The 23,272-nt window shown below is 73.4% G+C and carries 16 protein-coding genes and 1 pseudogene; 8 read left to right on the forward strand and 9 right to left on the reverse strand.

Annotated features, from left to right (window positions below):
• The first annotated feature begins 304 nt into the window (after positions 1-304).
• Positions 305-1,213 carry a phosphatase PAP2 family protein gene (locus BI06_RS28745; protein WP_051742040.1) on the forward strand — a complete coding sequence of 303 codons (909 nt, stop codon included), beginning with the start codon at positions 305-307 and terminating at the stop codon, positions 1,211-1,213.
• Positions 1,214-1,286: 73 nt separating this feature from the next.
• Here the strand turns inward: BI06_RS28745 and BI06_RS28750 are convergent, their stop codons facing one another.
• Positions 1,287-4,310, reverse strand: a complete 3,024-nt coding sequence (locus BI06_RS28750; RefSeq protein ID WP_051742042.1) for a bifunctional [glutamine synthetase] adenylyltransferase/[glutamine synthetase]-adenylyl-L-tyrosine phosphorylase — start codon at positions 4,308-4,310, stop codon at positions 1,287-1,289.
• 177 nt (positions 4,311-4,487) lie between these two features.
• On the opposite strand from BI06_RS28750, the gene BI06_RS28755 reads away from it, so the two are divergent.
• Entirely contained in the window at positions 4,488-5,648 is a 1,161-nt protein-coding gene (locus tag BI06_RS28755) for an acyltransferase (protein WP_051742044.1), read from the forward strand.
• Here BI06_RS28755 and BI06_RS28760 read toward each other — a convergent pair.
• Both BI06_RS28760 and BI06_RS28765 read right to left on the reverse strand, forming a co-directional pair.
• Positions 5,615-6,826 carry a hypothetical protein gene (locus BI06_RS28760; RefSeq protein WP_043472471.1) on the reverse strand — a complete coding sequence of 404 codons (1,212 nt, stop codon included), beginning with the start codon at positions 6,824-6,826 and terminating at the stop codon, positions 5,615-5,617. The two genes, BI06_RS28755 and BI06_RS28760, sit on opposite strands and share 34 nt — an antisense overlap.
• Before the next feature lie 208 nt (positions 6,827-7,034).
• Positions 7,035-8,396, reverse strand: coding sequence for a glutamine synthetase family protein (locus BI06_RS28765; RefSeq protein ID WP_030391579.1), 1,362 nt, complete (start codon positions 8,394-8,396; stop codon positions 7,035-7,037).
• Between the two features lie 152 nt (positions 8,397-8,548).
• Here BI06_RS28765 and BI06_RS28770 point away from each other — a divergent pair, with 152 nt between their 5' ends.
• Positions 8,549-10,303, forward strand: a complete 1,755-nt coding sequence (locus BI06_RS28770; protein ID WP_043472475.1) for an NAD+ synthase — start codon at positions 8,549-8,551, stop codon at positions 10,301-10,303.
• Between the two features lie 39 nt (positions 10,304-10,342).
• Here the strand turns inward: BI06_RS28770 and BI06_RS28775 are convergent, their stop codons facing one another.
• From BI06_RS28775 to BI06_RS28785, 3 genes are all read right to left on the reverse strand, one after another.
• Positions 10,343-11,389, reverse strand: coding sequence for an endonuclease/exonuclease/phosphatase family protein (locus BI06_RS28775; protein WP_030391581.1), 1,047 nt, complete (start codon positions 11,387-11,389; stop codon positions 10,343-10,345).
• A gap of 296 nt (positions 11,390-11,685) precedes the next feature.
• Positions 11,686-12,327, reverse strand: coding sequence for a TetR/AcrR family transcriptional regulator (locus tag BI06_RS28780; RefSeq protein ID WP_043472477.1), 642 nt, complete (start codon positions 12,325-12,327; stop codon positions 11,686-11,688).
• A gap of 123 nt (positions 12,328-12,450) precedes the next feature.
• Complete coding sequence (locus BI06_RS28785; RefSeq protein ID WP_051742046.1) at positions 12,451-14,100, reverse strand: DHA2 family efflux MFS transporter permease subunit; 1,650 nt, start codon at positions 14,098-14,100, stop codon at positions 12,451-12,453.
• Between the two features lie 264 nt (positions 14,101-14,364).
• Here BI06_RS28785 and panB point away from each other — a divergent pair, with 264 nt between their 5' ends.
• The 3 genes from panB (at position 14,365) to BI06_RS28800 (ending at position 17,224) form a co-directional block, all read left to right on the forward strand.
• Positions 14,365-15,234: a 3-methyl-2-oxobutanoate hydroxymethyltransferase gene (gene panB, locus BI06_RS28790; protein ID WP_030391584.1), complete on the forward strand. Its 870-nt coding sequence runs from the start codon at positions 14,365-14,367 to the stop codon at positions 15,232-15,234.
• 149 nt (positions 15,235-15,383) lie between these two features.
• Positions 15,384-16,415 (forward strand): daunorubicin resistance protein DrrA family ABC transporter ATP-binding protein, encoded by a 1,032-nt coding sequence (locus tag BI06_RS28795; RefSeq protein WP_043472479.1) that lies wholly within the window; start codon positions 15,384-15,386, stop codon positions 16,413-16,415.
• The gene (locus BI06_RS28800) at positions 16,412-17,224 is read left to right on the forward strand and encodes an ABC transporter permease (RefSeq protein WP_030391586.1); all 813 of its coding nucleotides are present in this window, start codon (positions 16,412-16,414) and stop codon (positions 17,222-17,224) included. The genes BI06_RS28795 and BI06_RS28800 overlap by 4 nt, the downstream gene beginning before the upstream one ends.
• 78 nt (positions 17,225-17,302) lie before the next feature.
• Here the strand turns inward: BI06_RS28800 and BI06_RS28805 are convergent, their stop codons facing one another.
• The gene (locus BI06_RS28805) at positions 17,303-20,677 is read right to left on the reverse strand and encodes a BTAD domain-containing putative transcriptional regulator (RefSeq protein ID WP_043472482.1); all 3,375 of its coding nucleotides are present in this window, start codon (positions 20,675-20,677) and stop codon (positions 17,303-17,305) included.
• 207 nt (positions 20,678-20,884) lie between these two features.
• On the opposite strand from BI06_RS28805, the gene BI06_RS28810 reads away from it, so the two are divergent.
• Positions 20,885-21,700, forward strand: coding sequence for a site-2 protease family protein (locus tag BI06_RS28810; RefSeq protein ID WP_030391588.1), 816 nt, complete (start codon positions 20,885-20,887; stop codon positions 21,698-21,700).
• A gap of 43 nt (positions 21,701-21,743) precedes the next feature.
• Here the strand turns inward: BI06_RS28810 and BI06_RS28815 are convergent, their stop codons facing one another.
• Both BI06_RS28815 and npdG read right to left on the reverse strand, forming a co-directional pair.
• Positions 21,744-21,929 (reverse strand): hypothetical protein, encoded by a 186-nt coding sequence (locus BI06_RS28815; protein ID WP_030391589.1) that lies wholly within the window; start codon positions 21,927-21,929, stop codon positions 21,744-21,746.
• 139 nt (positions 21,930-22,068) lie between these two features.
• Entirely contained in the window at positions 22,069-22,761 is a 693-nt protein-coding gene (npdG, locus tag BI06_RS28820) for an NADPH-dependent F420 reductase (protein ID WP_030391590.1), read from the reverse strand.
• 47 nt (positions 22,762-22,808) lie between these two features.
• Between npdG and BI06_RS28825 the strand changes: the two are divergent.
• A pseudogene (locus BI06_RS28825) lies at positions 22,809-23,272 on the forward strand (hypothetical protein); the annotation flags it as partial.

The following is a 23,272-nucleotide window of genomic DNA, read 5'->3' on the forward strand; positions in this document are numbered from 1 at the left end:
GGGGTCATGGGGTGGTCGGGTGGCCGAGACGCTAGCGGCCTGCAATATGTTTCAGCAAGATGCAGAAAGCGTTTCGGTCGGGGAAAATGCGCCCCGGTCCCGCGCTCCCACCCCCGATTGCGCCGCCCCGCCCGTCCGGCGTGACAATGGGACGTATGCCCGTCCCACCGGTTGACCCCAGATCCGTCCGCACCCCCTCCCCCGGTGGGAGCCACCCCCTACCTCTGAAGGGGGACAGCCGGTGAAGAATCCACTTCCGGAGGATGAGCAGACGGCTACGGGACGTCTGGCAGACTTCTCGTCCATGGGGGAACCGACCGAGATCCAGCAGAACGGCGGCCGCATGCCCGACGGAGCCACCCTTGCGGCCCGCACCCGTACCGCGGCCCTGCGTGACCGCGTCCGCGAGCAGCGCCGGTCACCCGCGCGGCCGAGACTCTGGTTCGAGCTGGCACTGATCGGCATCAGCTACTGGATCTACTCCCTGGTGCGCAACGCCGTCCCCGAGCAGGAGACGATCGCGCAGAAGCACGCCGGCTGGATCTGGGACCTCGAGAAGTCCCTCGGCATCGCCGTCGAGCGCTCGATCAACCACGCGGTCGACAGCGTCGGCTGGCTGATCACCGGGATGAACTACTACTACGCGACGCTGCATTTCGTGGTGACCATCGGCGTCCTGGTCTGGCTCTACCGGTGGCACCCCGGCCGCTACGCCGCGACCCGCACGGTGCTGTTCGTCACCACCGCGATCGCACTGGTCGGCTTCTACTTCTTCCCGCTGGCCCCGCCCCGGCTGATGACCGACGGCGGCTTCATCGACACCGTGAAAACGCACGGCACCTGGGGCTCGATGGCCTCCGGCCCGGCCACCCACGTGTCCAACCAGTTCGCCGCGATGCCCTCGATGCACATCGGCTGGTCGACGTGGTGCGGTCTGACCATCTTCTTCCTGGCCCGCCGGACCTGGGTCCGGGTGCTGGGCCTGCTCTACCCGGTGGCCACACTGCTGGTGATCGTCTCCACCGCCAACCACTTCTGGATGGACGCCGTCGGCGGCCTGCTGTGCCTGCTGGTCGGCTTCCTCACCGCCGGCTGGCTCTACCACTCCTGGGTCTACCGGCTCCCGCAGGTGCCCGCCCGGGAGCTGCCGGCCGAGCCGGTCACGGTGCCCGAGCAGTGGAGCGAGCCCGCGGTGAGCAGCTCCCGCCGCTGAGGCCGCGGCCGAGGACGAGAAACGCCGAGAGGGGCCCCGGGCGACCGGGGCCCCTCTCGGCATTCCCCAGGTGTCAGCCGTAGAACAGCCGCTCCACCACCGACCGGGCCCGCCGGGTGGTGCGCCGGTAGTCGTCCACCAGCTCGCCGCTGTGCCCGGCCCCGTACCCCAGGTAGCGGGCCACCCCGGCCAGCTCCCGGGTGTCCGCCGGGAAGGAGTCGCCCGGCCGGCCGCGCACCAGCATCACCGCCGAACGCACCCGGGAGGCCAGCACCCAGGCCGCGTCCAGCACCTCCGCGTCCTCCGCGCCGACCAGCCCGGCCCCGACCGCCGCCGCCAGCGCCGCCCTGGTCCGGGTGGTGCGCAGCCCCGGCAGCTCGTGCCCGTACCGCAGCTGGAGCAGCTGCACGGTCCACTCGACGTCCGCCAGCCCGCCCCGGCCGATCTTGGTGTGGGTGGTCGGATCGGCGCCGCGCGGCAGCCGCTCCGCCTCGATCCTGGCCTTGATCCGGCGGATCTCCAGCACGTCCCGCTCGGGCACCCCCTCGCCGGGGAAGCGCAGCGGGTCGATCAGCTGCCGGAACCGCTCCCCCAGCTCCGGGTCCCCGGCCACCGGTTCGGCCCGCAGCAGTGCCTGGCTCTCCCAGGCGTGCGACCAGCGCCGGTAGTACGCCGTGTACGAGGCGAGCGAGCGCACCAGCGGGCCGTTGCGCCCCTCCGGCCGCAGGTCGGCGTCCACCTCCAGCGGCGGCTCGGTGGACGGCGCGGCCAGCAGGGTGCGCAGCTCGTGGCAGACCGCCTGGGCGGCCCGGGCGGCGTCCTCCTCCAGCGAGCCGAGCACCGGCTCGTGGACGAAGAGCACGTCCGCGTCCGAGCCGTAGCCCAGCTCGTGCCCGCCGAACCGGCCCATCGCGATCACCGCGATCCGGGTCGGCAGCTCGCCGTTGCGGGCCTCCCAGCCGGCCACGCAGGCGCGCAGCGCACCCTGCAGGGTGGCCGCGTTGAGCGCGGTGAGCGCCTCGCCGGCCGCGTCCAGCGCCTGCGCCGGGTCCTCGCCGAGCCGCCCCAGCACATCGGCGGCGGCGGTGCGGAACAGCTCCCGGCGGCGCACCGAGCGCACCGCCGCCACCGCGCCGGCCACCGAGTCGGCCCGGCGGACGGCGGCCAGCACCTCCCGCTCCAGCGCGGGCCGCCCGCGCGGCACCAGTCCCTGCGGGTCGCCGAGCATGGCGACCGCCTCCGGCGCCCGCAGCAGCAGGTCGGGGGCGAGCCGCCCGGCCGACAGGACCCGCGCCAGCTGCTCGGCGGCGGCGCTCTCGTCGCGCAGCAGCCGCAGGTACCAGGGGGTGCGGCCGAGAGCGTCCGAGACCTGGCGGAAGTTGAGCAGTCCGGCGTCCGGGTCGGCGGAGTCGGCGAACCAGCCGAGCAGCACCGGCAGCAGGGTGCGCTGGATCGCCGCCTTGCGGCTGACCCCGGCGGCGAGCGCGCTCAGGTGCCGCAGCGCGGCGGCCGGGTCGGCGTAGCCGAGCGCCTCCAGCCGGGCCCGGGCCGCGTCCTGGCGCAGGCCCGCGGCGCCCGGCGGCAGCTCGGCGACGGCGTCCAGCAGCGGCCGGTAGAACAGTTTCTCGTGCAGCCGGCGCACCTCGACGGCGTGCCGCTTCCACTCCCGCTGCAGCGCGGCGACCGGGTCGGCCCTGGTGTCGTCGTTGATCAGCGGCGCCAGCGAGCGGGCCAGTCGGCGCCGGTCCTCGTCCTCGGTCGGCATCAGATGGGTGCGGCGCAGCCGGTGCAGCTGGATCCGGTGCTCCAGCGAGCGCAGGAAGCGATAGGCGGCGTCCAGCGAGGCGGCGTCGGCGCGGCCCACGTACCCGCCCCGGGAGAGCGCGGCCAGCGCCTCCAGGGTGTTGCCGCTGCGCAGCGCCTCGTCGGTGCGGCCGTGCACCAGCTGGAGCAGCTGGACGGAGAACTCGACGTCGCGCAGTCCGCCGGGGCCCAGCTTGAGCTGGCGGTCCAGCTCGGTGGCGGGGATCGAGTCGATCACCCGGCGGCGCATCTGCTGCACGTCGGCGACGAAGTTCTCCCGGGCGGCGGCCTGCCAGACCATCGGCGCCAGCTCGGCCACGTACGCCTCGCCGAGTTCGGCGTCGCCGGCCACCGGGCGGGCCTTGAGCAGCGCCTGGAACTCCCAGGTCTTGGCCCAGCGGCGGTAGTAGGCGACATGGCTGGCCAGGGTGCGGACCAGCGGGCCGTTGCGGCCCTCGGGGCGCAGATTGGCGTCCACCGGCCAGATGGTGCCCTCGCCGGTGGTGTCGGCGCACAGCCGGGTGAGCGCGGCGGCCAGCCGGGTGGCGGCCCTGACCGCCCGGTGCTCCTCGACGCCCTCGCGCGGCTCCGCGACGAAGATGACGTCGACGTCGGAGACGTAGTTGAGTTCGCGGCCGCCGCACTTGCCCATGCCGATGACGGCGAGCCGGCAGTCGGCGGCGGCCTCCGGGTCCTGCGCGGCGGCCAGGTCCAGGGCGGTCTGGAGGGTGGCGCCCGCCAGGTCGGCGAGTTCGGCGGCGGTCTGGGCGAGGTCTGTGGTGCCGGTCAGGTCGCGGGCGGCGACCGCCAGCAGGCAGCGGCGGTAGCCGACCCGCAGCGCGTCCGCCGGGCGGCCGGTGGTGTCGGCGGCGACGGCCTCGGCGAGCGCCCGGCGGAAGTCAGCAGGGCCGGGGTGCATGTCGCGCAGCTCGAAGGTGACCAGGACGTGCCAGTCGTGCGGGTGCCTGGCGAGGTGGTCGGCGAGCGCGGTGGACGCGCCGAGCACCCCGAGCAGCCGGTCGCGCAGCGGCTTGGAGGTGGTCAGGGTGTCGCGCAGGGTGTGCCGGTCGGTCTCCTCGGCGGCCTCCAGCAGCCGGGACAGGCCGAGCAGGGCGAGGTCGGGGTCGGCGGTGGCGGCGAGCGCGTCGAGCAGCACCGGGTCCGCGGCCAGCCCGTCCAGGGCCGGTTCGGCGAGCAGCCGCAGCGCCTTGGCGGGGTCGGTGAACCCGCGCCGCGCCAGTCTGGTCTCCGGTCGGCTCACCCGGCTGCCGGCCCGCTGTTCCTCCACCGCCATCGCCCCTCCGTCCGTCCGCCCCCCGTCCGCCCCAGCAGGCTACGCGTCCCGGGCGCGGCGCGCCCGGGCGTGACCACCGGGCGGACACCGGTGTCACCCGTCCGTGACCCCGTGGCCGCCGCGCTCGTTCACCCGGCGTCCGCTCCCGCTGCCCGTCCCACCCTCCCGGAGGGTCCGATGCCCGGTCGTCTGCCCTCGCTCACCGGGCTGCGCTTCTGGGCCGCGCTGCTGGTGGTGCTCTACCACCTGGCGCGCAAGCTCGGCGAGCTGCCGCTGCTGGGCCCGCTCTCCTGGTACGGGCGTTCGGGAGTCACCTTCTTCTTCGTCCTCTCCGGTTTCGTCCTCGCCTGGACGTACGAGGGCTCGCCGGCCACCGCCCGGTCCTTCGCCCGGCGCCGGTTCGCCCGGATCTGGCCGCTGCACGCGCTGACCACCGCGCTGTCGCTGGGCGCGAACGCCGCCCTGGGCCTGGCCGTCCCGCTGGCGGCCGTGCTCTGGTCGCTGCCGCTGCTGCACGCCTGGGCGCCGGGGACGGTCTTCGGCGGCAACCCGGCCTCCTGGTCGCTGGGCGCCGAGGCCTGGTTCTACCTGCTGTTCCCGGGCCTGCTGCGGCTGCTGGCCCCGCGCCGGCGGAGCTGGCTGCCGCTGGCGGCGGTCTGCGCCGCGCTCGGCCCGGTGCTGTGGGCGGCGGGCGCGCTGCTGCCCGCCGATCCGGCCCTGCGCGGCTGGCTGCTGGACTACCTGCCGCTGACCCGCACCCCGCAGTTCGTGCTCGGGGTGGTCACCGGGCTGGCCGCCCGGCACGGGCTGCTCCCCCGGGTGCGGCTCGGCGCGGCCGCGGCGGCGGTGGCCGGCTGGCACGTCCTGCTGGTGCCCTGGCACGCGGCCGTCCCCGACTCCCTGTGGTGGGGCCCGTACAGCGCCTCGCAGCTGTTCCCGGCCCCGCTGTTCGCGGCGCTGCTGGTGGCCGCCGCGGGGCGGGACGCGGCGGGCACGGCACCCCGGCTGCTCTCCGGGCGGACGGCGGTGCTCCTCGGCGAGTGGTCCTACGCCTGGTACCTGGTGCACGAGATCGGCATCCGCTGCTGGCTGTGGACGGCCGGCCGACCGACCGGGACGCTCGCGCTGCTCGCCGTCGACCTGCTGCTCGCCGCGGTGACGCTCGCCGTGGCGGGCGCCCTCCACCGGTGGGTGGAGCGCCCCTGCGAGCGGCTGCTGCGCGGGTCGCCCCGGCAGGCCGGAACGCCGCTGCCGCACCCCCCGGTGCGGGTGGTGCGGCAGCGGCGCCGGTCGGTGGCGGGCGGTCAGCCCTCCAGCGAGCCGTCCAGGTTCACGTAGGCGTAGAAGACACCGAGGTCGTAGCCGTCCTTGTCGGTGTCGAACTTGATGGTGATGTCGGTGTCCCCGTTGCGCAGGAACGGCGAGATGTCCCAGCGGTTGGAGTCGTAGCCGAAGTTGTTGCGGTTGTACGGGTTGCGGACGAACTGGTCCGCCGGGGTCAGCTCCTCGATGGTGGAGTTGAACGCGTCGTTGGAGGCGTGGTTGACGTCCGAGAAGATCGACTCCGGCCCGTTGGTGGACTTCATCGCCAGGGTGTCCCCGGTCCACTTCAGGTCGCCGTCGTAGACGATGAAGCCGAGCTTGCCGGCGACCGGCCCGGTGGCCGGGGTCTGCAGGCCGTCGAGGTTGAACTCGCGGGCCGGGCTGTCCGGCAGCTCCACCTGGAAGCCGTCCCAGATGTGGACGTGGCGCAGCGGCTTGCAGGGGTTCTCGTACGCCACCACGATCGACCAGCCGCCCCAGCTGTGCGGCTTCACCACCGAGTCCATGTTGGCGGCGGTGTAGGTGCCGTTGCCGGCGGCCTTCACCAGGTCGGTGATGTCGGCGGAGGCCTGGTAGCTGCTCTCCTCGGTGGTGGTGATGTAGCCGATGGACGGCTGGTCGTTGGCGATGTTGCGGTACTGGTTCTCGCCCGGGACCTTCAGGTAGATCTCGTCGATCTGGCTCTCCGGCAGGACGGTGCTGCCGATGCCGCGGGTGCCGCCCCAGTACAGCCGGGCGTACTTGATCTGCGAGCCCTCCAGCAGCCCGAGGTCGGCCGAGCTGGCCGAGTAGATCTCGTCGCCGAGCGGGCCGACGCTGCCCGGATCGATGTTGATGTACTTCATCTGGTAGTTGTTGTTGATCGGCCGGCTGCCCGCGCCGGTCCGGGCGTCCACGCACGGCGGCTGCGCCGGGTCGACCGGCGGCTGGGTCTCGTCGCAGGTCATCAGGGAGTTGCTGATCCGCGTGACGGAGCCGTGGAAGTCGCCCTGGAAGCGCGTCTTGAACGGCAGCGGGTTCGAGACGATGGTGTCGGCACGCTGCTGCGGGCCCTTGGGGCCCGAGCCGCGGGCGTCCGCGATCGGGGCGGTGAGCAGCTGTCCGGCGACGGCGACGACGGCCACACCGGAAATCCCGATCCGCCGGGCGAGGGTGCGGACGGCGGCGGCGCGGCTGACGGTGGTGGAGGGCATGAGGTCCTCTCAGGGGGGAGGGGATTGATCACGCTTATCGGATCACAACGCAACGTCACAATCTCCTCACGTTCCGCCATCAGGGAACGCGCCAACCCAAACGGCGGGCCCGCCGTCATCCATTGGAACGACGGCGGGCCCGGTGGTGCTTGACGTGGCGTCACCCCTCTGCGGCTGGACCTCTGCGGCAGGATCCCCGGGGCGGGACCTACAGCACCTGGAGGTTCTTGCGCAGCTCGAAGGGGGTGACCTCGGAGCGGTACTCCTCCCACTCCTGCTTCTTGTTCCTGAGGAAGAAGTCGAAGACGTGCTCGCCGAGGGTCTCCGCGACCAGCTCGCTGCGCTGCATCAGGTCGATCGCCTCGCCCAGGTTCTGCGGCATCGGCTGGATGCCGAGGGCGCGGCGCTCGGGGTCGGTGAGGGCCCACACGTCGTCGTCGGCGCCCGGCGGGAGCTCGTAGCCCTCCTCGATGCCCTTGAGGCCGGCCGCCAGGGTGACGGCGTAGGCCAGGTAGGGGTTGCAGCCGGTGTCCAGGGAGCGGACCTCGACCCGGGTGGAGCCCTGCTTGCCCGGCTTGTACATCGGGACCCGGATCAGCGCGGAGCGGTTGTTGTGGCCCCAGCAGATGTACGACGGGGCCTCGCCGCCGGCGCCGGCGGTGCGCTGGGAGCCGCCCCAGATCCGCTTGTAGGAGTTCACCCACTGGTTGGTGACGGCGGCGGTCTCGGCGGCGTGGCGGAGCAGGCCGGCGATGAAGGAGCGGCCGACCTTGGAGAGCTGGTACTCGGCGCCCGACTCGTGGAAGGCGTTGCGGTCGCCCTCGAACAGCGAGAGGTGGGTGTGCATGCCCGAGCCGGGGTGGTCGGAGAAGGGCTTGGGCATGAAGCTGGCGTGCACGCCCTGCTCCAGCGCGACCTCCTTCATCACCAGCCGGAAGGTCATGATGTTGTCCGCCGTGGAGAGCGCGTCGGCGTAGCGCAGGTCGATCTCCTGCTGCCCGGGGGCGCCCTCGTGGTGGGAGAACTCCACCGAGATGCCCATCGACTCCAGCATGGTGATCGCCTGGCGGCGGAAGTCGTGGCCCACCCCGCGCGGGGTGTGGTCGAAGTAGCCGGAGTGGTCGGCGGGGATCGGCGCGGTGCCGTCGCCGGGCAGGTTCTTCAGCAGGAAGAACTCGATCTCGGGGTGGGTGTAGAAGGTGAAGCCCTGGGCGGAGGCCTTCTCCAGGGTGCGCTTCAGCACGAACCGCGGGTCGGCGTAGGAGGGCGAGCCGTCCGGCATCAGGATGTCGCAGAACATCCGGGCGGTGCCCGGCGTCTCCGAGCGCCACGGCAGGATCTGGAAGGTGGTCGGGTCCGGCTTCGCGATCATGTCGGACTCGTACACCCGGGCGAATCCCTCGATCGCCGAGCCGTCGAAGCCGATGCCCTCCTCGAACGCCTGCTCCAGCTCGGCCGGCGCCACCGCCACCGACTTCAGGAACCCCAGGACATCGGTGAACCACAGCCGGACGAACCGGATGTCACGCTCTTCGAGCGTCCGAAGCACGAACTCCTGCTGCTTGCCCATGGGGACAGTCTCACCTCTGCTCTTTACGTTCGTGTTACGCCCGGAAACCACCCCGGCAGCGACTGCTCCCCATCATGGCGGATCGCGGCCGCCGGAGGCACTGGCGACCCCGGCCGAGACATAACGTCAGATCGACGATTAGACTCGTCGGTATGCCCAATCTGCGTCTCGCTCTCTGCCAGACCGACCCCTGGGTCGGTGACATCGCGCGCAACGGCGACGAGGTGGTGCACTGGACCAGGCAGGCCGTCGAGGCCGGTGCCCAGCTGGTCGCGTTCCCCGAGATGGCCCTGACCGGCTACCCGGTCGAGGACCTCGCGCTGCGCCGCTCCTTCGTCGAGGCGTCGCGGTCCGGGCTGACCGGGCTGGCCGGGCGGCTCGCCGCGGAGGGGCTGGGCGAGGTGCCCGTGGTGGTGGGCTACCTCGGCCGTTCGGAGCAGGCCTCGCCGCGCTTCGGCCGGCCGGCCGGATCCCCGCAGAACTGCGCCGCGGTGCTGTTCCGCGGCGAGGTCGCCACCCGGTTCGCCAAGCACCACCTGCCGAACTACGGCGTGTTCGACGAGTACCGCTGGTTCGTCCCCGGCGACCAGCTGCCGGTGGTGCGGGTGCACGGGGTGGACGTCGCGCTGGCGATCTGCGAGGACATCTGGCAGGACGGCGGCCGGGTGACCGCCGCCCGCGAGGCCGAGGCCGGCCTGCTGCTGGTGATCAACGGCTCGCCGTACGAGCGGAACAAGGACGACGCCCGGCTGGAGCTGGTGCGGCGCCGGGCCGCCGAGGCCGGCTGCGCGCTCGCCTACGTGAACATGGTCGGCGGCCAGGACGAGCTGGTCTTCGACGGCGACTCGATCGTGGTCGCCCCGGACGGCGAGGTGCTGGCCCGTTCGCCGCAGTTCGAGGAGCACCTGCTGGTGCTGGACCTCGACCTGCCGGCCGCCAGCAGCGACCACACCGACGGGCTGCTGCTCGCCGACGGCCTGCACCTGGTCCGCGCCGAGCTGGGCGGCGAGCCCGCCGACGCGCCCGCCGAGCGGGTCCGGGCCGAGGTCGCGCCGCGGATCACCGACGAGGCCGAGATCTGGTCCGCGCTGGTCTCCGGCACCCGGGCCTACGTGCACAAGAACGGTTTCCGCTCGGTGCTGATCGGCCTGTCCGGCGGCATCGACTCGGCCGTGGTGGCCGCCCTCGCGGTGGACGCCGTCGGCGCCGGGAACGTCCACTGCGTCTCGATGCCGAGCCGCTACTCCTCGCAGCACTCCCGGGACGACGCGGCCGAGCTGGCCCGCCGCACCGGGCTGAACTTCCGCACGGTGTCGATCGCCCCGATGTTCGACGCCTACGTGGCCGCCACCGAGCTGACCGGACTGGCCGAGGAGAACCTCCAGTCCCGGCTGCGCGGCACCCTGCTGATGGCGATCTCCAACCAGGAGGGGCACCTCGTGCTCGCGCCCGGCAACAAGAGCGAGCTGGCGGTCGGCTACTCGACCCTGTACGGCGACTCGGTCGGCGCCTACGGCCCGATCAAGGACGTCTACAAGTCGCTGGTCTTCCGGCTGGCCCGCTGGCGCAACGAGGAGGCCGAGCGACTCGGCGAGGTGCCGCCGATCCCGGAGAACACCATCGTCAAGCCGCCGTCCGCCGAGCTGCGGCCGGACCAGAAGGACACCGACTCGCTGCCGGACTACGACCTGCTGGACACCGTCCTCGACCTCTACGTCGAGGGCGACCAGGGCCGGGACGCGATCGTGGCGGCCGGCTTCGACCCGGCCGTGGTGGACCGGGTGGTGCGGCTGGTCGACACCGCCGAGTACAAGCGCCGGCAGTACCCGCCGGGCCCGAAGATCTCGGTCAAGGGCTTCGGCCGGGACCGCCGGCTGCCGATCACCAACCGGTGGCGCCGCGGCTGAGTACGGGCCCGGGCCGAGGCGCCGGGCCCCCTCGGCGGCTCACTTGTAGCGATAGGTGGCGGCCACCGCGAGGTGGTCGCTGCCGTCCCGCTCCAGGGTCCGCGAGTCGGTGGGCTCCAGTCCGCCCTTGCTCATGATCTGGTCGATCCGGGCCATCGGGAGGGACGCCGGCCAGCTGAAGCCGAAGCCGTCCCCGGCCGCGCCCTGGGCCGAGCGCATCTGCGAGGTGATCGGCGCCAGGCTGCGGTCGTTCATGGTGCCGTTGAGGTCGCCGAGCAGCAGCACCTTCTTCAGCGGCTCGGCCTCGACGGCGTCGCCGAGCGCCTGCGCGCTGACGTCCCGCTGGTTGACGGTGAAGCCGCCCTCGGCCTTGAGCCGGACCGACGGCAGATGGGCGACGTACACCGCGAGCGGGCCCTTCGGGGTGGTCACCTCGGCCCGGAACGCCCTGGTCCAGCCCATCTTGATGTCCACCACCGAGACGTCGCCGATCGGGTACTTGGACCAGAGCCCGACCGTGCCCTCCACCGCGTGGTACGGGTAGGTCGCGGCCAGCCCGGACTCGTAGGCGCGCAGCGGCCGGCCGGCCAGCTCCTGGAGCGCGACGATCTGCGCCCCGGACTTCTCCAGCATCCGGACGGTGCCCTGGGGGTCGGTGTTGGCGGCGGCCACGTTGTGACTGACCACCGTGAAGTCCCCGGTGCCGCCGCTCTTGTCGGTGAGCAGGCCGCCGAACATGTTGGCCCAGATCACCACCGGCACCAGCAGCGCGAGCAGCGCGGTGGCGGAGCGGCGCAGCAGGGCGGGGACGAGCAGGACCGGCACCGCCAGCCCCAGCCAGGGCAGGAAGGTCTCCAGCAGGCTGCCGAGGTTGCCGACGCTGTTCGGCACCTCGGCGTGGAAGGCCAGCAGGGCGCCGGTGAGCAGGGCCAGTACGGCGAGCGCGAGGCCGCGCCGCCAGGTGTTGCTGCCCCTGGCGTCCCGGCCCCAGTCGCGCACGCCGAGGAACCCGGCCGGGCGTCGGCCGGATCCCGGGTCGCCGGCCGCTGCCGGGGACACCCGGTCCGCCCTGTCCGCCTGCGCCATCCGTGACTCCCGTCGTTCGCGCCGTCTGTCCGTCCGCGGTGCCGCTGCCGCCTGGCGGCGGCGGGCGTGCCGGACCTGTGCCGGTTCGGTCGGATTCCGGCCCAGCCTATGTCGGGACAGACGCCCGGCCGGGCGACCGGGGTTCCGGCGTGGCCCGGTTGGTGAGCCAGGCCACTGCGCGGTCGGCCGGGCCGTGACCGCCTCCCGGCCTGCGGCGATGCCGGAGGGAGGGCCGGGCGGCGGGCGCGGGACGGCCTCGGGACGACTGCGGGAGGGCCGCGGGAGTGCCCGTCCGGTCAGGTCCGGGCGGACCGGAGGGCGGGGCCCGCGACGCCGTCGAGGAGGGCGTCGACCATCCGCTCGGCGAGCCGCGGGTCGTCGAGGTCGGAGTCGTCCCAGAGCACGCTGCGGGCGAGGATCGGGCCGATCAGCAGATCGCCGAGCAGTTCCTCGTCGAGGTCGGCGCGCAGCTCGCCGCCGGCGACGCCGCGCCGGATCACCTGGCGGGCGGCCTCGCGGCGGGGTGCGATCACCCGTTCGCGGTAGGCCGCGTGCAGCTCGGGCCAGCTGTGCATCTGGCCGAGGGCCGCCTTGAGCACCCAGCGGGAGCGCTTGGCCAGGCCGCGCTGCCGCATGTACTCGATCATCGCGACGAGGTCGCCGCGGATCGACCCGGTGGTCTCGGGCAGCGGCTCCTCCAGTCTGCTGACCATGTCGATCAGCAGGGCCTCCTTGTTGGGCCAGCGCCGGTAGATGGTGGCCTTGCCGACGCCGGCGGAGGTGGCGATGCCCTCGATGGTCAGTTCCGCCAGGCTGGTGCCGGCCGCCATCAGTTCCTCGACGCCGGCGAAGATCGCCTGTTCGGCGGCCTCGCTGCGGGGCCTGCCGCGGCGCGGGCCGGTGCAGGGCGGCGGCGCGGCCGTCGGGTCGGTCTTCATCTCGCATCTCCCGGTTGTGGAGCCCCCGCCCGGAGAGTGGCGGGGGTCGCACGCGCTCGTGGGCCCTGTCACCGGCAGTCCTCCCGGCGACAGGGCCCCATTCTCGCTCAGCCCGGCCGCCGGTCAGGCGTCCGCGGCCGCCTTCCGGAGGGCCGCGGCGGCCCGCTCGCCGTGCTGCGCCGCGTCCGCCGCCGCACCGGGGCCGGTGGGACCGCCCGCGGGGCCGCCGGCCGGCACCTTGCCGGGCAGCAGGAACCAGGCCAGCAGGGCGCCGACCGCGGTGATCCCGGCGGAGAGCCCGGCCACCACGTGCATCGCGTGGATGAAGGAGTCGTTGGCCGGGCCGATCAGTTCCTTGCCCCGCTCGCCGAGTCGCGCGGCGACGGCCATGGTGGCCTCCAGCGACTCGCCCGCCTTCTCCCGCAGTTCCGGGGTGGGCAGCTGGGCGAGCTTGTCGGAGACCCCGTCGCGGTAGACGGTGGAGAGCACGGCGCCGAGCACCGCGACCCCGAGCGAGCCGCCGACCTGGCGGAAGGTGTTGTTGACGGCCGAGCCGGCGCCGGCCTTCTCGCGCGGCAGCGAGCCCATGATCGCGACCGTGATCGGCGGCATGACGTGGGCCATGCCGGTGCCCATCAGCAGGCCGAGCACGACCAGCACCCAGATCGGGGTGGTGGCGCCCAGCAGCAGGTAGCCGAGGAAGCCGACCGAGATGAACACCATGCCGGCGGCGGAGGTGGCGCGGACGCCGAAGCGGTCGACCACCAGCCGGGCGCGCGGGGCGAAGACCAGCTGGGCGGCGGCCAGCGGCAGCATCAGCACGCCGGCCTCCAGGGCGCTGTAGCCGCGCACGCTCTGGGTGTAGAAGACGCCGAAGAACGAGACGCCCATCAGCGCGAAGAACACCACGCCGATCACCACGACCGAGGCGCTGAACACCTTGTTGCGGAACCAGTTGACGTCCAGCGCGGGGTGCGCGGTGCGGCGCTCGAAGAGCACGAAGGCGGTCAGCGCCACCAGGCCGAGGAGCACCGGCCCCCAGGCCGCGACGGCGGTGAAGTCGGCCAGCTCGCCGCCCTTGATGATGCCGTAGATCAGCGCCACCAGGCCGACGATGGAGAGCAGCACCCCGACCGGGTCCATCCGGCCCGGGTTGGGGTCCTTGGACTCCGGGACGAGCAGGGTCATCGCGATCAGCGCGACGATCACGATCGGCACGTTGACCAGGAAGACCGAGCCCCACCAGAAGTGCTCGATCAGCAGGCCGCCGGTGATCGGGCCGATCGCGATCGCGAGTCCGACCGCGCCGGCCCAGATGCCGATCGCCTTGGGCTGCTCGGCGCGCTCGAAGACGTTCATGATGATGGCGAGCGTGGCCGGCATGGCCAGCGCCCCGCCGACGCCCATCAGGGCGCGGTAGCCGATCAGTTCGCCCGGCGTGGAGGCGAGCGCGGAGAGCAGCGAGGCGAGGCCGAAGACGACCATGCCGGCCAGCAGGGCCCGCTTGCGGCCGAAGCGGTCGCCCAGCAGTCCGGAGGTGAACAGCAGTCCGGCGAAGACCAGGGTGTACGAGTTGATCGACCATTCCAGGTCGCTCTGGCTGGCGCCGATGCCGGTGGGCGCCGGGGAGGCGATGGTCTTCATCGCGACGTTGAGGATCGAGTTGTCGAGGACGACGACGAGCAGGGCGAGCACCAGGGTGCCCAGGATCGCCCAGCGGCGGCGGTGGATGGCTTCCGGCACCCGGGGTGGTGCGGCGGCGGCGGTGGTCATGGCTTCTTCCCGTCCGTGGTACGGCGTGGCACTGGCGGGCACATTCGAGCCGCGGTCGTCTCGTAAACCCCCCGCAGTGAGCGTAGCGCTCATTTCGATACGAGACGACTCCGTTTCGTAAAACCCTGGCAAAGACCCGCGCGCCTCTCCCGCACCCGGCGCGGCCTCGCCCCTTTTGCACCCGCGCCGGGCCGTGCAAGCATGGAGGTGATCCGGGGACGCCGCACGGCGCCACGAGACGACAACCCTTCAGGAGCCTGTTCGATGAACGCTTCTTCGCCTTCGCCTGCCCAGAACCAGGCGTCGACCACCACCCTCTACGGTGGGGTCACCACCCGCCGCGTCACCGTCCGCGACCTCGCCGCAGCCAAGCAGCGCGGCGAGAAGTGGTCGATGCTGACCGCCTACGACGCCCTCACCGCCGGCGTCTTCGACGAGGCCGGGACGCCCGTCCTGCTGGTCGGCGACTCCGCCGGCAACTGCCACCTCGGCTACGAGACCACCGTGCCGGTGACCATGGACCAGATGGTCATGCTGGCCGGCGCCGTCGTCCGGGGCACCAAGCGGGCCATGATCGTCGCCGACCTGCCGTTCGGCTCCTACCAGGAGTCCCCGGCCCAGGCGATGCACAACGCGGTCCGGCTGATGAAGGACGCCGGGGTCGGCGCGGTCAAGCTGGAGGGCGGCGAGCGCAGCGCCCGCTCGATCGAGCTGCTGGTCGAGGCCGGCATCCCGGTGATGGCGCACATCGGCCTCACCCCGCAGTCCGTGCACGCGCTGGGCGGCTACCCCGTCCAGGGCCGCGGCGACGAGGCCGCGCACCAGCTGCTGCGCGACGCCAAGGCGGTGCAGCAGGCCGGCGCCTTCGCGGTCGTCCTGGAGGCGGTGCCCGCCGAGCTGGCCAAGCAGGTCACCGAGCAGCTCACCGTCCCCACCGTCGGCATCGGCGCCGGGGTCGACTGCGACGCCCAGGTGCTGGTCTGGACCGACTTCGCCGGCATGACGGCGGGCCGGGTGCCCAAGTTCGTCAAGCAGTACGCCAACCTGCGGGCCGTGCTCGGCGACGCCGCCCGCGCGTTCGCCGAGGACGTCCGCGGCGACGCCTTCCCCGCCCCGGAGCACACCTTCCACTGACGCGCTCCCCGTCACCGGGACCCGGCCGCGGCCGGGCCGGGCCCCGGTGACAGCCGCCTGACAGCGCGCCGACAGCGGCCCGCCGACGGGCCGCCCGCCCGACACCCGGCTGACAGCGGGCTGACAGCCGGGCCGGACAGTCTTCTCGCATGACACGAATCTCCACCGCCCCGAACGACCGGGGGCCCGCTGCGGGGAATGCCGTCGAGGTCCGCGGCATCGTCAAGCACTTCGGCAGCACCAAGGCGCTCGACGGCGTCGACCTCACCGTGCGCGAGGGCACCGTCCTCGGCGTGCTCGGCCCCAACGGAGCCGGCAAGACCACCCTGGTCCGCGTCCTCTCCACCCTCATCAAGCCCGACGCCGGCACCGCCTTCGTCGGCGGCTACGACGTGCTGCGCCAGCCCAAGCAGCTGCGCCGCACCATCGGCCTCACCGGCCAGTACGCCTCGGTCGACGAGCTGCTCTCCGGCTACGAGAACCTCTACCTGATCGGCCGGCTGCTCGACCTCTCCAGCAAGGAGGCCAAGGCGCGCGCCACCGAGCTGCTGGAGCGGTTCTCGCTCACCGAGGCCGCCAAGCGCGTCGCCAAGACCTACTCCGGCGGCATGCGCCGCCGCCTCGACCTGGCCGCCTCCATGATCGGCCGCCCCCGGGTCCTCTACTTGGACGAGCCCACCACCGGCCTGGACCCGCGCACCCGCAACGAGGTCTGGGACGAGGTGCAGCGGATGGTCGCCGACGGCGCCACCGTGCTGCTCACCACCCAGTACATGGAGGAGGCCGAGCAGCTCGCCAACGAGCTGACCGTCATCGACCGCGGCCGGGTGATCGCGGCCGGCGGCATCGCCGACCTCAAGGCCCAGGTCGGCGGCCGCACCCTCCAGGTCCGGCCCGGCCACCCGGCCGAGCTGCCGGAGATGGCCCGCTGCCTGCACGACACCGGCATCGCCACCGCCACCTTCTCCGCCGACACCGGCCTGCTGTCGGTGCCGCTCACCTCCGAGGACCAGCTGACCGCCGTCATAGGCGTCCTCGGCACCCGGGGCTTCGGCATCGCCGACATCGACACCCAGCTGCCCAGCCTGGACGAGGTCTTCCTCGCCATCACCGGCAAGCCCTCGGACCGCCCGGCGGCCGAGGACGCCGCCCCCAGCCTCGCCAAGGAGCCCGTCGCATGACCACCGCCACGCTCGCCCCCGCCCGGGCCGAGGAGGGCCGGATCGGCCTGCCCGGCCATCTGCGGCACGTCGGCGCGCTGACCCGCCGCAACCTGATGCGGATCAAGGCCGACCCGGAGTCGATGTTCGACGCCGTCCTGATGCCGGTCATCTTCACCGTGCTCTTCGTCTACGTCTTCGGCGGCGCCATCTCCGGCGGCCAGGACGCCTACAAGCAGTACATGATCCCCGGCCTGCTCGGGCAGACCGGCATCACCCTGGCGATGGCCGTCGGCACCGGCCTCAACAGCGACTTCCAGACCGGGGTGATGGACCGGTTCCGGACCCTGCCGATCGGCCGGTCCTCGGTCCTGCTCTCCAAGATCGCCGCCGAGACCTGCCGCGCCCTGCTCTCCTTCACCATCCTGATCGTCTTCGCGCTGATCCTCGGCTTCGAGCTGAAGGGCGGCTTCCTGGAGCTGCTGGCCGCGGTCGGACTCTCGCTGCTCTTCGGCATGTCCATCGTGTGGATCTCGATGCTGCTGGGCATGGCGCTGCGCAGCGCCCAGGCCGTCCAGGGAGTCGCCATGCTGGTCCTGATGCCGATGCAGTTCGGCAGCTCGATCTTCGCCCCGACCGACACCATGCCGGGCTGGCTCCAGGCCTTCACCAAGGTCAACCCGCTGTCCGCGCTGGCCGACGCCTGCCGGGCCCTGATGAACGGCCAGGGCGCCGTGGCGCACCCGGTGCTGATCGTGCTGGCCTGGTCGATCGGCATCACCGCGGTCTTCGCGCCGCTCGCCGTCGCCCGGTTCCGCAAGCGGACCTGAGCCCCGGCCCGACCGGCCCGACCGGCCGGTACGCCGGTCCCGGACGCGCGAGGGGAGCGCCCGGGGCCGGCTCCCGGCTCAGCGCACCAGTTCGTCGAGCATGGCGTTGGTCTCCGCCATCGACATCGTCCGCCCCTCGGCGGTGGCCGCCTCGAACTCCGCGTCACCGAGCATCCCGCGCAGGATCTCCTCGGCCCGCTCCCGCTCGACCCGGTCGAGGTAGCCGCCCTTCGGGCCGTTCATCCCGGCGTGCGCGCCGAACAGCACCGCGGCCAGCCGGGCCTGCACCGGATCGCCGTCCCGCCGGGCGAAGGCCTCCAGCAGCCCGATCACCGGCGGCAGCAGCATCACCGACATCTGCTCCACGAAGCCGCTCGCCGCGGCCGGCACCGAGCGCATCAGCTGCCGGCCCTCGCGGACCAGCTCCCGTCCGAGGTCGGGATCGCCGGCCCGGGCGGTGATCCAGCCCCGGGTGACCGTCAGCATCCCGCCCACCACGTCCGGGGCGAAGGCGCCGATCCGCGTCCACCGGAGCACGTCCAGCTCGGCCAGGGCCCGCTCGTAGTCCCCGCGCTGCACACTGATGCCGCAGAGCATCAGGTGACCGAACAGCAGCGCGCCGTTGGTCGCCTGGTTGTCCCCCGGCTCGATCCCGTCCAGCGCCGCCCGGATCCGCCGCTCCCCCGCGTCGAGGTCCGCGTCCAGCATCGCCGACCCCAGGTGCACCTGGAGCATCGGCACCTCCTGCGGCGCGCCCAGCTCCTCGGCCAGCTCGATCGCCCGGCGGTACGCCTCGACCGCGTCCGCCGAGCGGCCCTGGTTGGCCAGCGACTCGCCGCGCGCGGACAGCGCCTGGGACATCCCCCAGCGGTCGCCGGCTCTGCGGTACAGGTCCAGCGACTCCTCGCCGTCCAGGGTGCTCTGCTCGGCCCCGCCCGGCCAGTCGTTCATCATCTTGGCCCGGATCTGCAGGATGAACGCCAGGTCGCTCGCGCTGCCGTACTCCCGGCAGCCCTCCACCGCGTCGTCCAGCAGCTCCCGCATGGTGTCCAGCTGGCCGATCAGGAAGGCGCCGAAGACCCGCATCAGCCCGGGGAAGCGGTAGGACTGCGGCAGGTCGCGGCCGTAGGCCTCGGTGACCTTGCGGGCGATGGCGACCGCCTCCTGGTCGGCCAGGACGTCGAGATTGCCCTCGAACATGCTGATCAGCCGGTAGATGACGATCGCCCGGCGGGCCTCCCCGAGCGCCTCCGGCGGCATCGGCACCGGGTACTCCAGCACATGCCGGTCCAGCGGCACCGGACGGGCGTCGGCGAACGGGTCCGGGCCGATCGACAGCACCGCGTCGTACCAGCGGCGGGCCTCCTGACTGTAGCCGCGCAGCGACCAGTACCAGCTCATGCCAAGCGCCAGGACCAGCGCGTCGTCCTCGTTCCGGCGGCAGACGGCCCGGCGCAGCGCCGCCCGGATGTTGTCGTGCTCGCGCTCCAGCACCGCCAGCCAGTGCAGTTGCTCGGGCCCGTGGATGTTGAGATCGGCGCCGCGGACCAGCTCGCGGAAGTACCCGACGTGCCGGCCCCCGGTGGCGGCGGTCTCCTCCGCCTCGGCCAGCCGCTCGTCCGTGTACTCGTGGATGGTCTCCAGCATCCGGTAGCGCGGCGGCCCCTCCCCGTCCAGGTCGGCCACCAGCAGGGACTTGTCGACCAGCGAGAGCAGCAGGTCGGCGACCTCCTCGCGGGGCACCTCGGTCTCGTCCGAGCAGACCGACTCGGCCGCCTCCAGGCTCCAGCCGCCCGCGAACACCGCCAGCCGGCGAAGCACCGCGCGCTCCTGCTTGCCGAGCAGGTCCCAGCTCCAGTCGACCACCGCGCGCAGCGTCTGCTGACGCGGCAGCAGGGTCCGGCTGCCCGCGGTGAGCAGCGCGAACCGGCTGTCCAGCCGGTCCGCGATCTGCCGGGCCGTCATCACCCGGAGCCGGGCGGCGGCAAGTTCGATGGCCAGCGGCAGCCCGTCCAGCCGGCGGCAGATCTCGGCGCAGGCCTCCGGATCGCTCCGCGGGTCGAAGCCGGGGCGGGCGGCGGCGGCCCGCTCGGTCAGCAGCCGCAGCGCCACCGGGTCCGGCAGCGGCTCCACCGGCAGGACGGTCTCGCCCGGCACCCCCAGCGGCTCCCGGCTGGTGGCCAGCACGGTGAGCCCCGGGCACTCGGTGAGCAGGGTGTCCGCGAGGTCGGCGGCGGACTGGATCAGGTGCTCGCAGTTGTCCAGGACGAGCAGCATCCGGCGGCGCCCGCAGTGCTCGATCAGCCGGCGCACCGGGTCGTCGGTGCGGCCCTCGATCACCTCGGCGACCATGCTGGCGCCGGTGTGCAGGACGGTCGCGCGCAGGCCGAGCGCCGACACCACCGCGCCCGGCACCGCGTCCGGGCGCTCCACCGGGGCGAGCTCGGCCACCCAGACGCCGTCCGGCCAGTTCCCGGCGCCCTGCTCCAGCCGGCCGGCCTCGACCGACAGCCGGGTCTTGCCGGAGCCGCCGGGGCCGGTGAGGGTGACCAGCCGGCTGGTGGCCAGGACGGAGCGCAGCGCGGCGAGGTCGTTCTCCCGGCCGACGAAGCTGGTCAGCCGACCGCGCAGATTGCCGGGCGCGCGGGCGGGCGGCGCCGGTACCGATGCTGGTGCCGCTGCTGCCGACGGGGCGGGCTCCGCGCCCGGGGCGGCCGGTTCGGCCGGTTCGACCGGCCCGGTCGGGCTCAGCAGCTCGGCATGGAGCGACTGGAGCCGGCGCCCGGGATCGACGCCCAGCTCGTCCGCCAGGGCGCGCCTGGTGTTCTCGTAGTGGCGCAGCGCCTCGGCCGTCCGGCCGGACTCGTGCAGCGCCCGGACCATCAGGTACTGCAGCGGCTCGTCCAGCGGCCGCCCCTCGCACAGCTCGGCGAGTTCGGCCACCAGCTCGGCCGCCCGGCCGAGGCCGAGCTCGGCGGTGATCCGGTGCCGGCGGACCTCCTCGCGCTGCGCCTCCAGCCTGGTCGCCGGGCCGCCCCGGTCCGGCAGGTCGGCGAGCGCCGGGCCGCGCCACAGCGAGAGCGCGGCGCGCAGCCGCTCGGCGGCCGACACGTGGTCGCCCTGCTCCAGCGCCCGGCGGCCCTCCCCGGCCAGCCGCTGGAACTCGGCGAGGTCGGTGGCGGGCTCGGTCAGCCAGTACCCGGCCGGGCCGGAGCCGACCCGGTCGCGGCCGATGGTCCGGCGCAGCCGGCCGACCAGGGTCTGGAGCGCGGCCGACGCGTCCTGCGGTGGCTCGGCGTCCCACACCTCGTCGACCAGCAGGTCGGCCGGCACCGGCCGCCCCTGGCGCAGGGCCAGTGCGGCGAGCAGGGCGCGCAGCCGGGCTCCGCCGAGCGGGACCGGGGTGCCGTCGTCGTGGTGGGCCGTGGTGGTGCCGAGGATGCCGTAGTGCACCGCACCATTCTGGTGGATCGACCCCGCCCCCCACGCACATTTGTCCAGCCCTCGACCCTGACTGCACCCTGACTCCGGGGGACCGTGCCAGGAACCCGGTGCCGGGCTCCGTACGTTCACCCTGGACGGCTTGTCCGGCGCGGGCCCGCCCGGCATGATCGGCCTCTGCCCAGCCATCGCCCTCCCGACCCCCGGAGCACCCACACCATGACCTTCGCCGCCACGCAGCGCTCACGCAGCGAGGACCGCCGGATCAGCCCGGTGTTCTGGGCCCTGCTCGCGATCTTCGCCACCTCCGCCGTGGCGGTGTTCCAGGGCTACGGCAACGCCCGGTTCGGGATCTTCCTGTTCGTGGTGGCCGGCTGGATGGTCTCGCTCTGCCTGCACGAGTACGCGCACGCGCGCACCGCGCTGCACGGCGGCGACATCAGCGTCGGCGCCAAGGGCTACCTGACCCTCAACCCGTTCAAGTACGCCAACGCCCTGCTCAGCTTCGTGCTGCCGATCGTGTTCGTGCTGCTCGGCGGCATCGGCCTGCCCGGCGGCGCGGTCTGGATCGAGCGGCACCGGGTGCGGGGCAGGCTCAAGCACAGCCTGATCTCGGCCGCCGGACCTCTGGTGAACCTGCTCGCCGCGGTGCTGCTGCTGGTCCCGGTCGGCGCGGGCTGGCTGGACGACTCCTCGGTGCACGCGGTCTGGAGCGGCTACGAGCTGGACGTCTCGCCGCTGGCGCTCGCCCTGGGCTTCCTCGGCATGCTCCAGCTGAGCGCGACCCTGCTCAACCTGCTGCCGGTGCCCGGCCTGGACGGCTACGGGATCGTGGAGCCGTGGCTGTCGGCCAAGACCCGGCGCGCGATCGAGCCGTTCGCGCCGTACGGCATGCTGGCCGTCTTCGCGCTGCTCTGGCAGCCGGAGATCAACCACTGGTTCTTCGAGGTCGTCTACGGGGCGATGGAGCTGCTGGGCGTCGACCGGGTCTACGCACAGGTGGGCCACGAGCTGTTCATGTTCTGGAAGAACTGACCGGACGGACCGGACCGGGGCGGCGCGTCCTCCGGAGCGGGCCTCAGGCCCGCTCGGCCGCCGCGCGGGCCAGCTTCTCCCGGCGCACGTTCATCCAGAGCACATTGCTGGCGATGCCGGCCATCGGCAGCCAGACGAGGCCGAGCCACCAGCCCTGCACCAGCGAGACCACGGCGGCGGCCAGCGCGAGAACGACGACGAGCGAGGCGAGGACGGACGTGCGGGGCATGGCGGGGTACTCCTGCGGCCGGGGGTGAGGTCGGCCCCCATTGTCGCCGACCTCACCCCCGGACCCGGTCCGGGGGTGAGGTCGGCGATCCGGTCCGATCGTCGGACGACCGGACCGGGCAGTCGGTGGACGCCGCTGCTCAGACGTCCGTGATGCGCAGACCCGCGTGCGCCTTGTAGCGGCGGTTGACCGAGATGAGGTTCGCCACCAGCGACTCCACCTGGTGCGCGTTGCGCAGCCGGCCCGCGAAGACGCCCCGCATGCCGGGGATCCGGCCGGCCAGCGCCTGCACGATGTCGGTGGCGGCCCGCTCCTCGCCGAGCACCATCACATCGGTGTCGATCCGCTCGATCGACTCGTCCTGGAGCAGCACCGCCGACAGGTGGTGGAAGGCCGCGGTCACCCGGGAGTCCGGCAGCAGGGCGGCGGCCTGCTGGGCGGCGCTGCCCTCCTCCGGGACGAGTGCGAAGGCGCCCTGCTTGTCGAAGCCGAGCGGGTTGACGCAGTCCACCACGATCTTGCCCGCCAGCTCCTCGCGGAGGGCGGTGAGGGTGGCGGCGTGCCCGTCCCAGGGCACCGCCACGATGACGATGTCGCTCTCACGGGCGGTGGCGGCGTTGTCCGCGCCGCGCACCCCGAGGCCGATCGCGTCCGCCGAGGCCTGCGCGCGGGCCGCGTCGCGCGATCCGATGATCACCTGCTGGCCGGCCTTGGCCAGCCGCAGGGCCAGCCCCCGCCCCTGGTCGCCGGTGCCGCCGAGGACACCGACCACCAGCTGCGAGACGTCCGGCAGCTCATGGGCCGGGTTTGTCGCTGAATCGAGGGAAGTCATGGGCCGATCCTGCCAAACGAGCGGCCCGTCGCGACATCCTGAGTGCCATGGACGCGGTGAGAGTTTCGGCACTGAGGGACCGTCTGGCCGGAACCGGTTGGCTGGAAGCCGTCGGTGGCTTCGCCGGGGAGCTGCGGCACGCGGTCACCCGGCGCGGGGCGGGCGAGTTACTGCTCGTCGGCACCACGGGGTACGAGCCCTGGCACCTGGCGGCCCATCTGGAGGACGAGGCCGCCTGGTCGGACGTCCCCCGGCTGGCGCCCACCCTGCTGCGGCACCGGGTCCCGGCCGCCGCCCCCGCCCATCTGGCGCACGGTCTCGGCCGGCTGACCGGGGCCGGGCGCGGCGCGACCGTCCTGGTGGTCGCCCCGTCCGCGGCCGGGGAGCCGCTGCTGGAGCGGGTGCACGACGCCCGGCGGCACGGGGCGACGGTGCTGGCGCTGCAGGGCGCGGCGCCCGGCGGCACGGACGGGTCCGCCGGCCCGGACGACCTGGCCGGGCTGGCGCACCG

The organism is Kitasatospora sp. MBT66, from assembly GCF_000710405.2.
GTDB classification, from domain to species: Bacteria; Actinomycetota; Actinomycetes; order Streptomycetales; family Streptomycetaceae; genus Kitasatospora; species Kitasatospora purpeofusca.

Bases quoted from the DNA above. Each gene is read 5' to 3' on its own strand.
- BI06_RS28745 (WP_051742040.1), top strand. From the start codon at position 305: ATGGGGGAACCGACCGAGATCCAGCAGAACGGCGGCCGCATGCCCGAC.
- BI06_RS28750 (WP_051742042.1), bottom strand. From the start codon at position 4,310: ATGGCGGTGGAGGAACAGCGGGCCGGCAGCCGGGTGAGCCGACCGGAG.
- BI06_RS28755 (WP_051742044.1), top strand. From the start codon at position 4,488: ATGCCCGGTCGTCTGCCCTCGCTCACCGGGCTGCGCTTCTGGGCCGCG.
- BI06_RS28760 (WP_043472471.1), bottom strand. From the start codon at position 6,826: ATGCCCTCCACCACCGTCAGCCGCGCCGCCGCCGTCCGCACCCTCGCC.
- BI06_RS28765 (WP_030391579.1), bottom strand. From the start codon at position 8,396: ATGGGCAAGCAGCAGGAGTTCGTGCTTCGGACGCTCGAAGAGCGTGAC.
- BI06_RS28770 (WP_043472475.1), top strand. From the start codon at position 8,549: ATGCCCAATCTGCGTCTCGCTCTCTGCCAGACCGACCCCTGGGTCGGT.
- BI06_RS28775 (WP_030391581.1), bottom strand. From the start codon at position 11,389: ATGGCGCAGGCGGACAGGGCGGACCGGGTGTCCCCGGCAGCGGCCGGC.
- BI06_RS28780 (WP_043472477.1), bottom strand. From the start codon at position 12,327: ATGAAGACCGACCCGACGGCCGCGCCGCCGCCCTGCACCGGCCCGCGC.
- BI06_RS28785 (WP_051742046.1), bottom strand. From the start codon at position 14,100: ATGACCACCGCCGCCGCCGCACCACCCCGGGTGCCGGAAGCCATCCAC.
- panB (WP_030391584.1), top strand. From the start codon at position 14,365: ATGAACGCTTCTTCGCCTTCGCCTGCCCAGAACCAGGCGTCGACCACC.
- BI06_RS28795 (WP_043472479.1), top strand. From the start codon at position 15,384: ATGACACGAATCTCCACCGCCCCGAACGACCGGGGGCCCGCTGCGGGG.
- BI06_RS28800 (WP_030391586.1), top strand. From the start codon at position 16,412: ATGACCACCGCCACGCTCGCCCCCGCCCGGGCCGAGGAGGGCCGGATC.
- BI06_RS28810 (WP_030391588.1), top strand. From the start codon at position 20,885: ATGACCTTCGCCGCCACGCAGCGCTCACGCAGCGAGGACCGCCGGATC.
- BI06_RS28815 (WP_030391589.1), bottom strand. From the start codon at position 21,929: ATGCCCCGCACGTCCGTCCTCGCCTCGCTCGTCGTCGTTCTCGCGCTG.
- npdG (WP_030391590.1), bottom strand. From the start codon at position 22,761: ATGACTTCCCTCGATTCAGCGACAAACCCGGCCCATGAGCTGCCGGAC.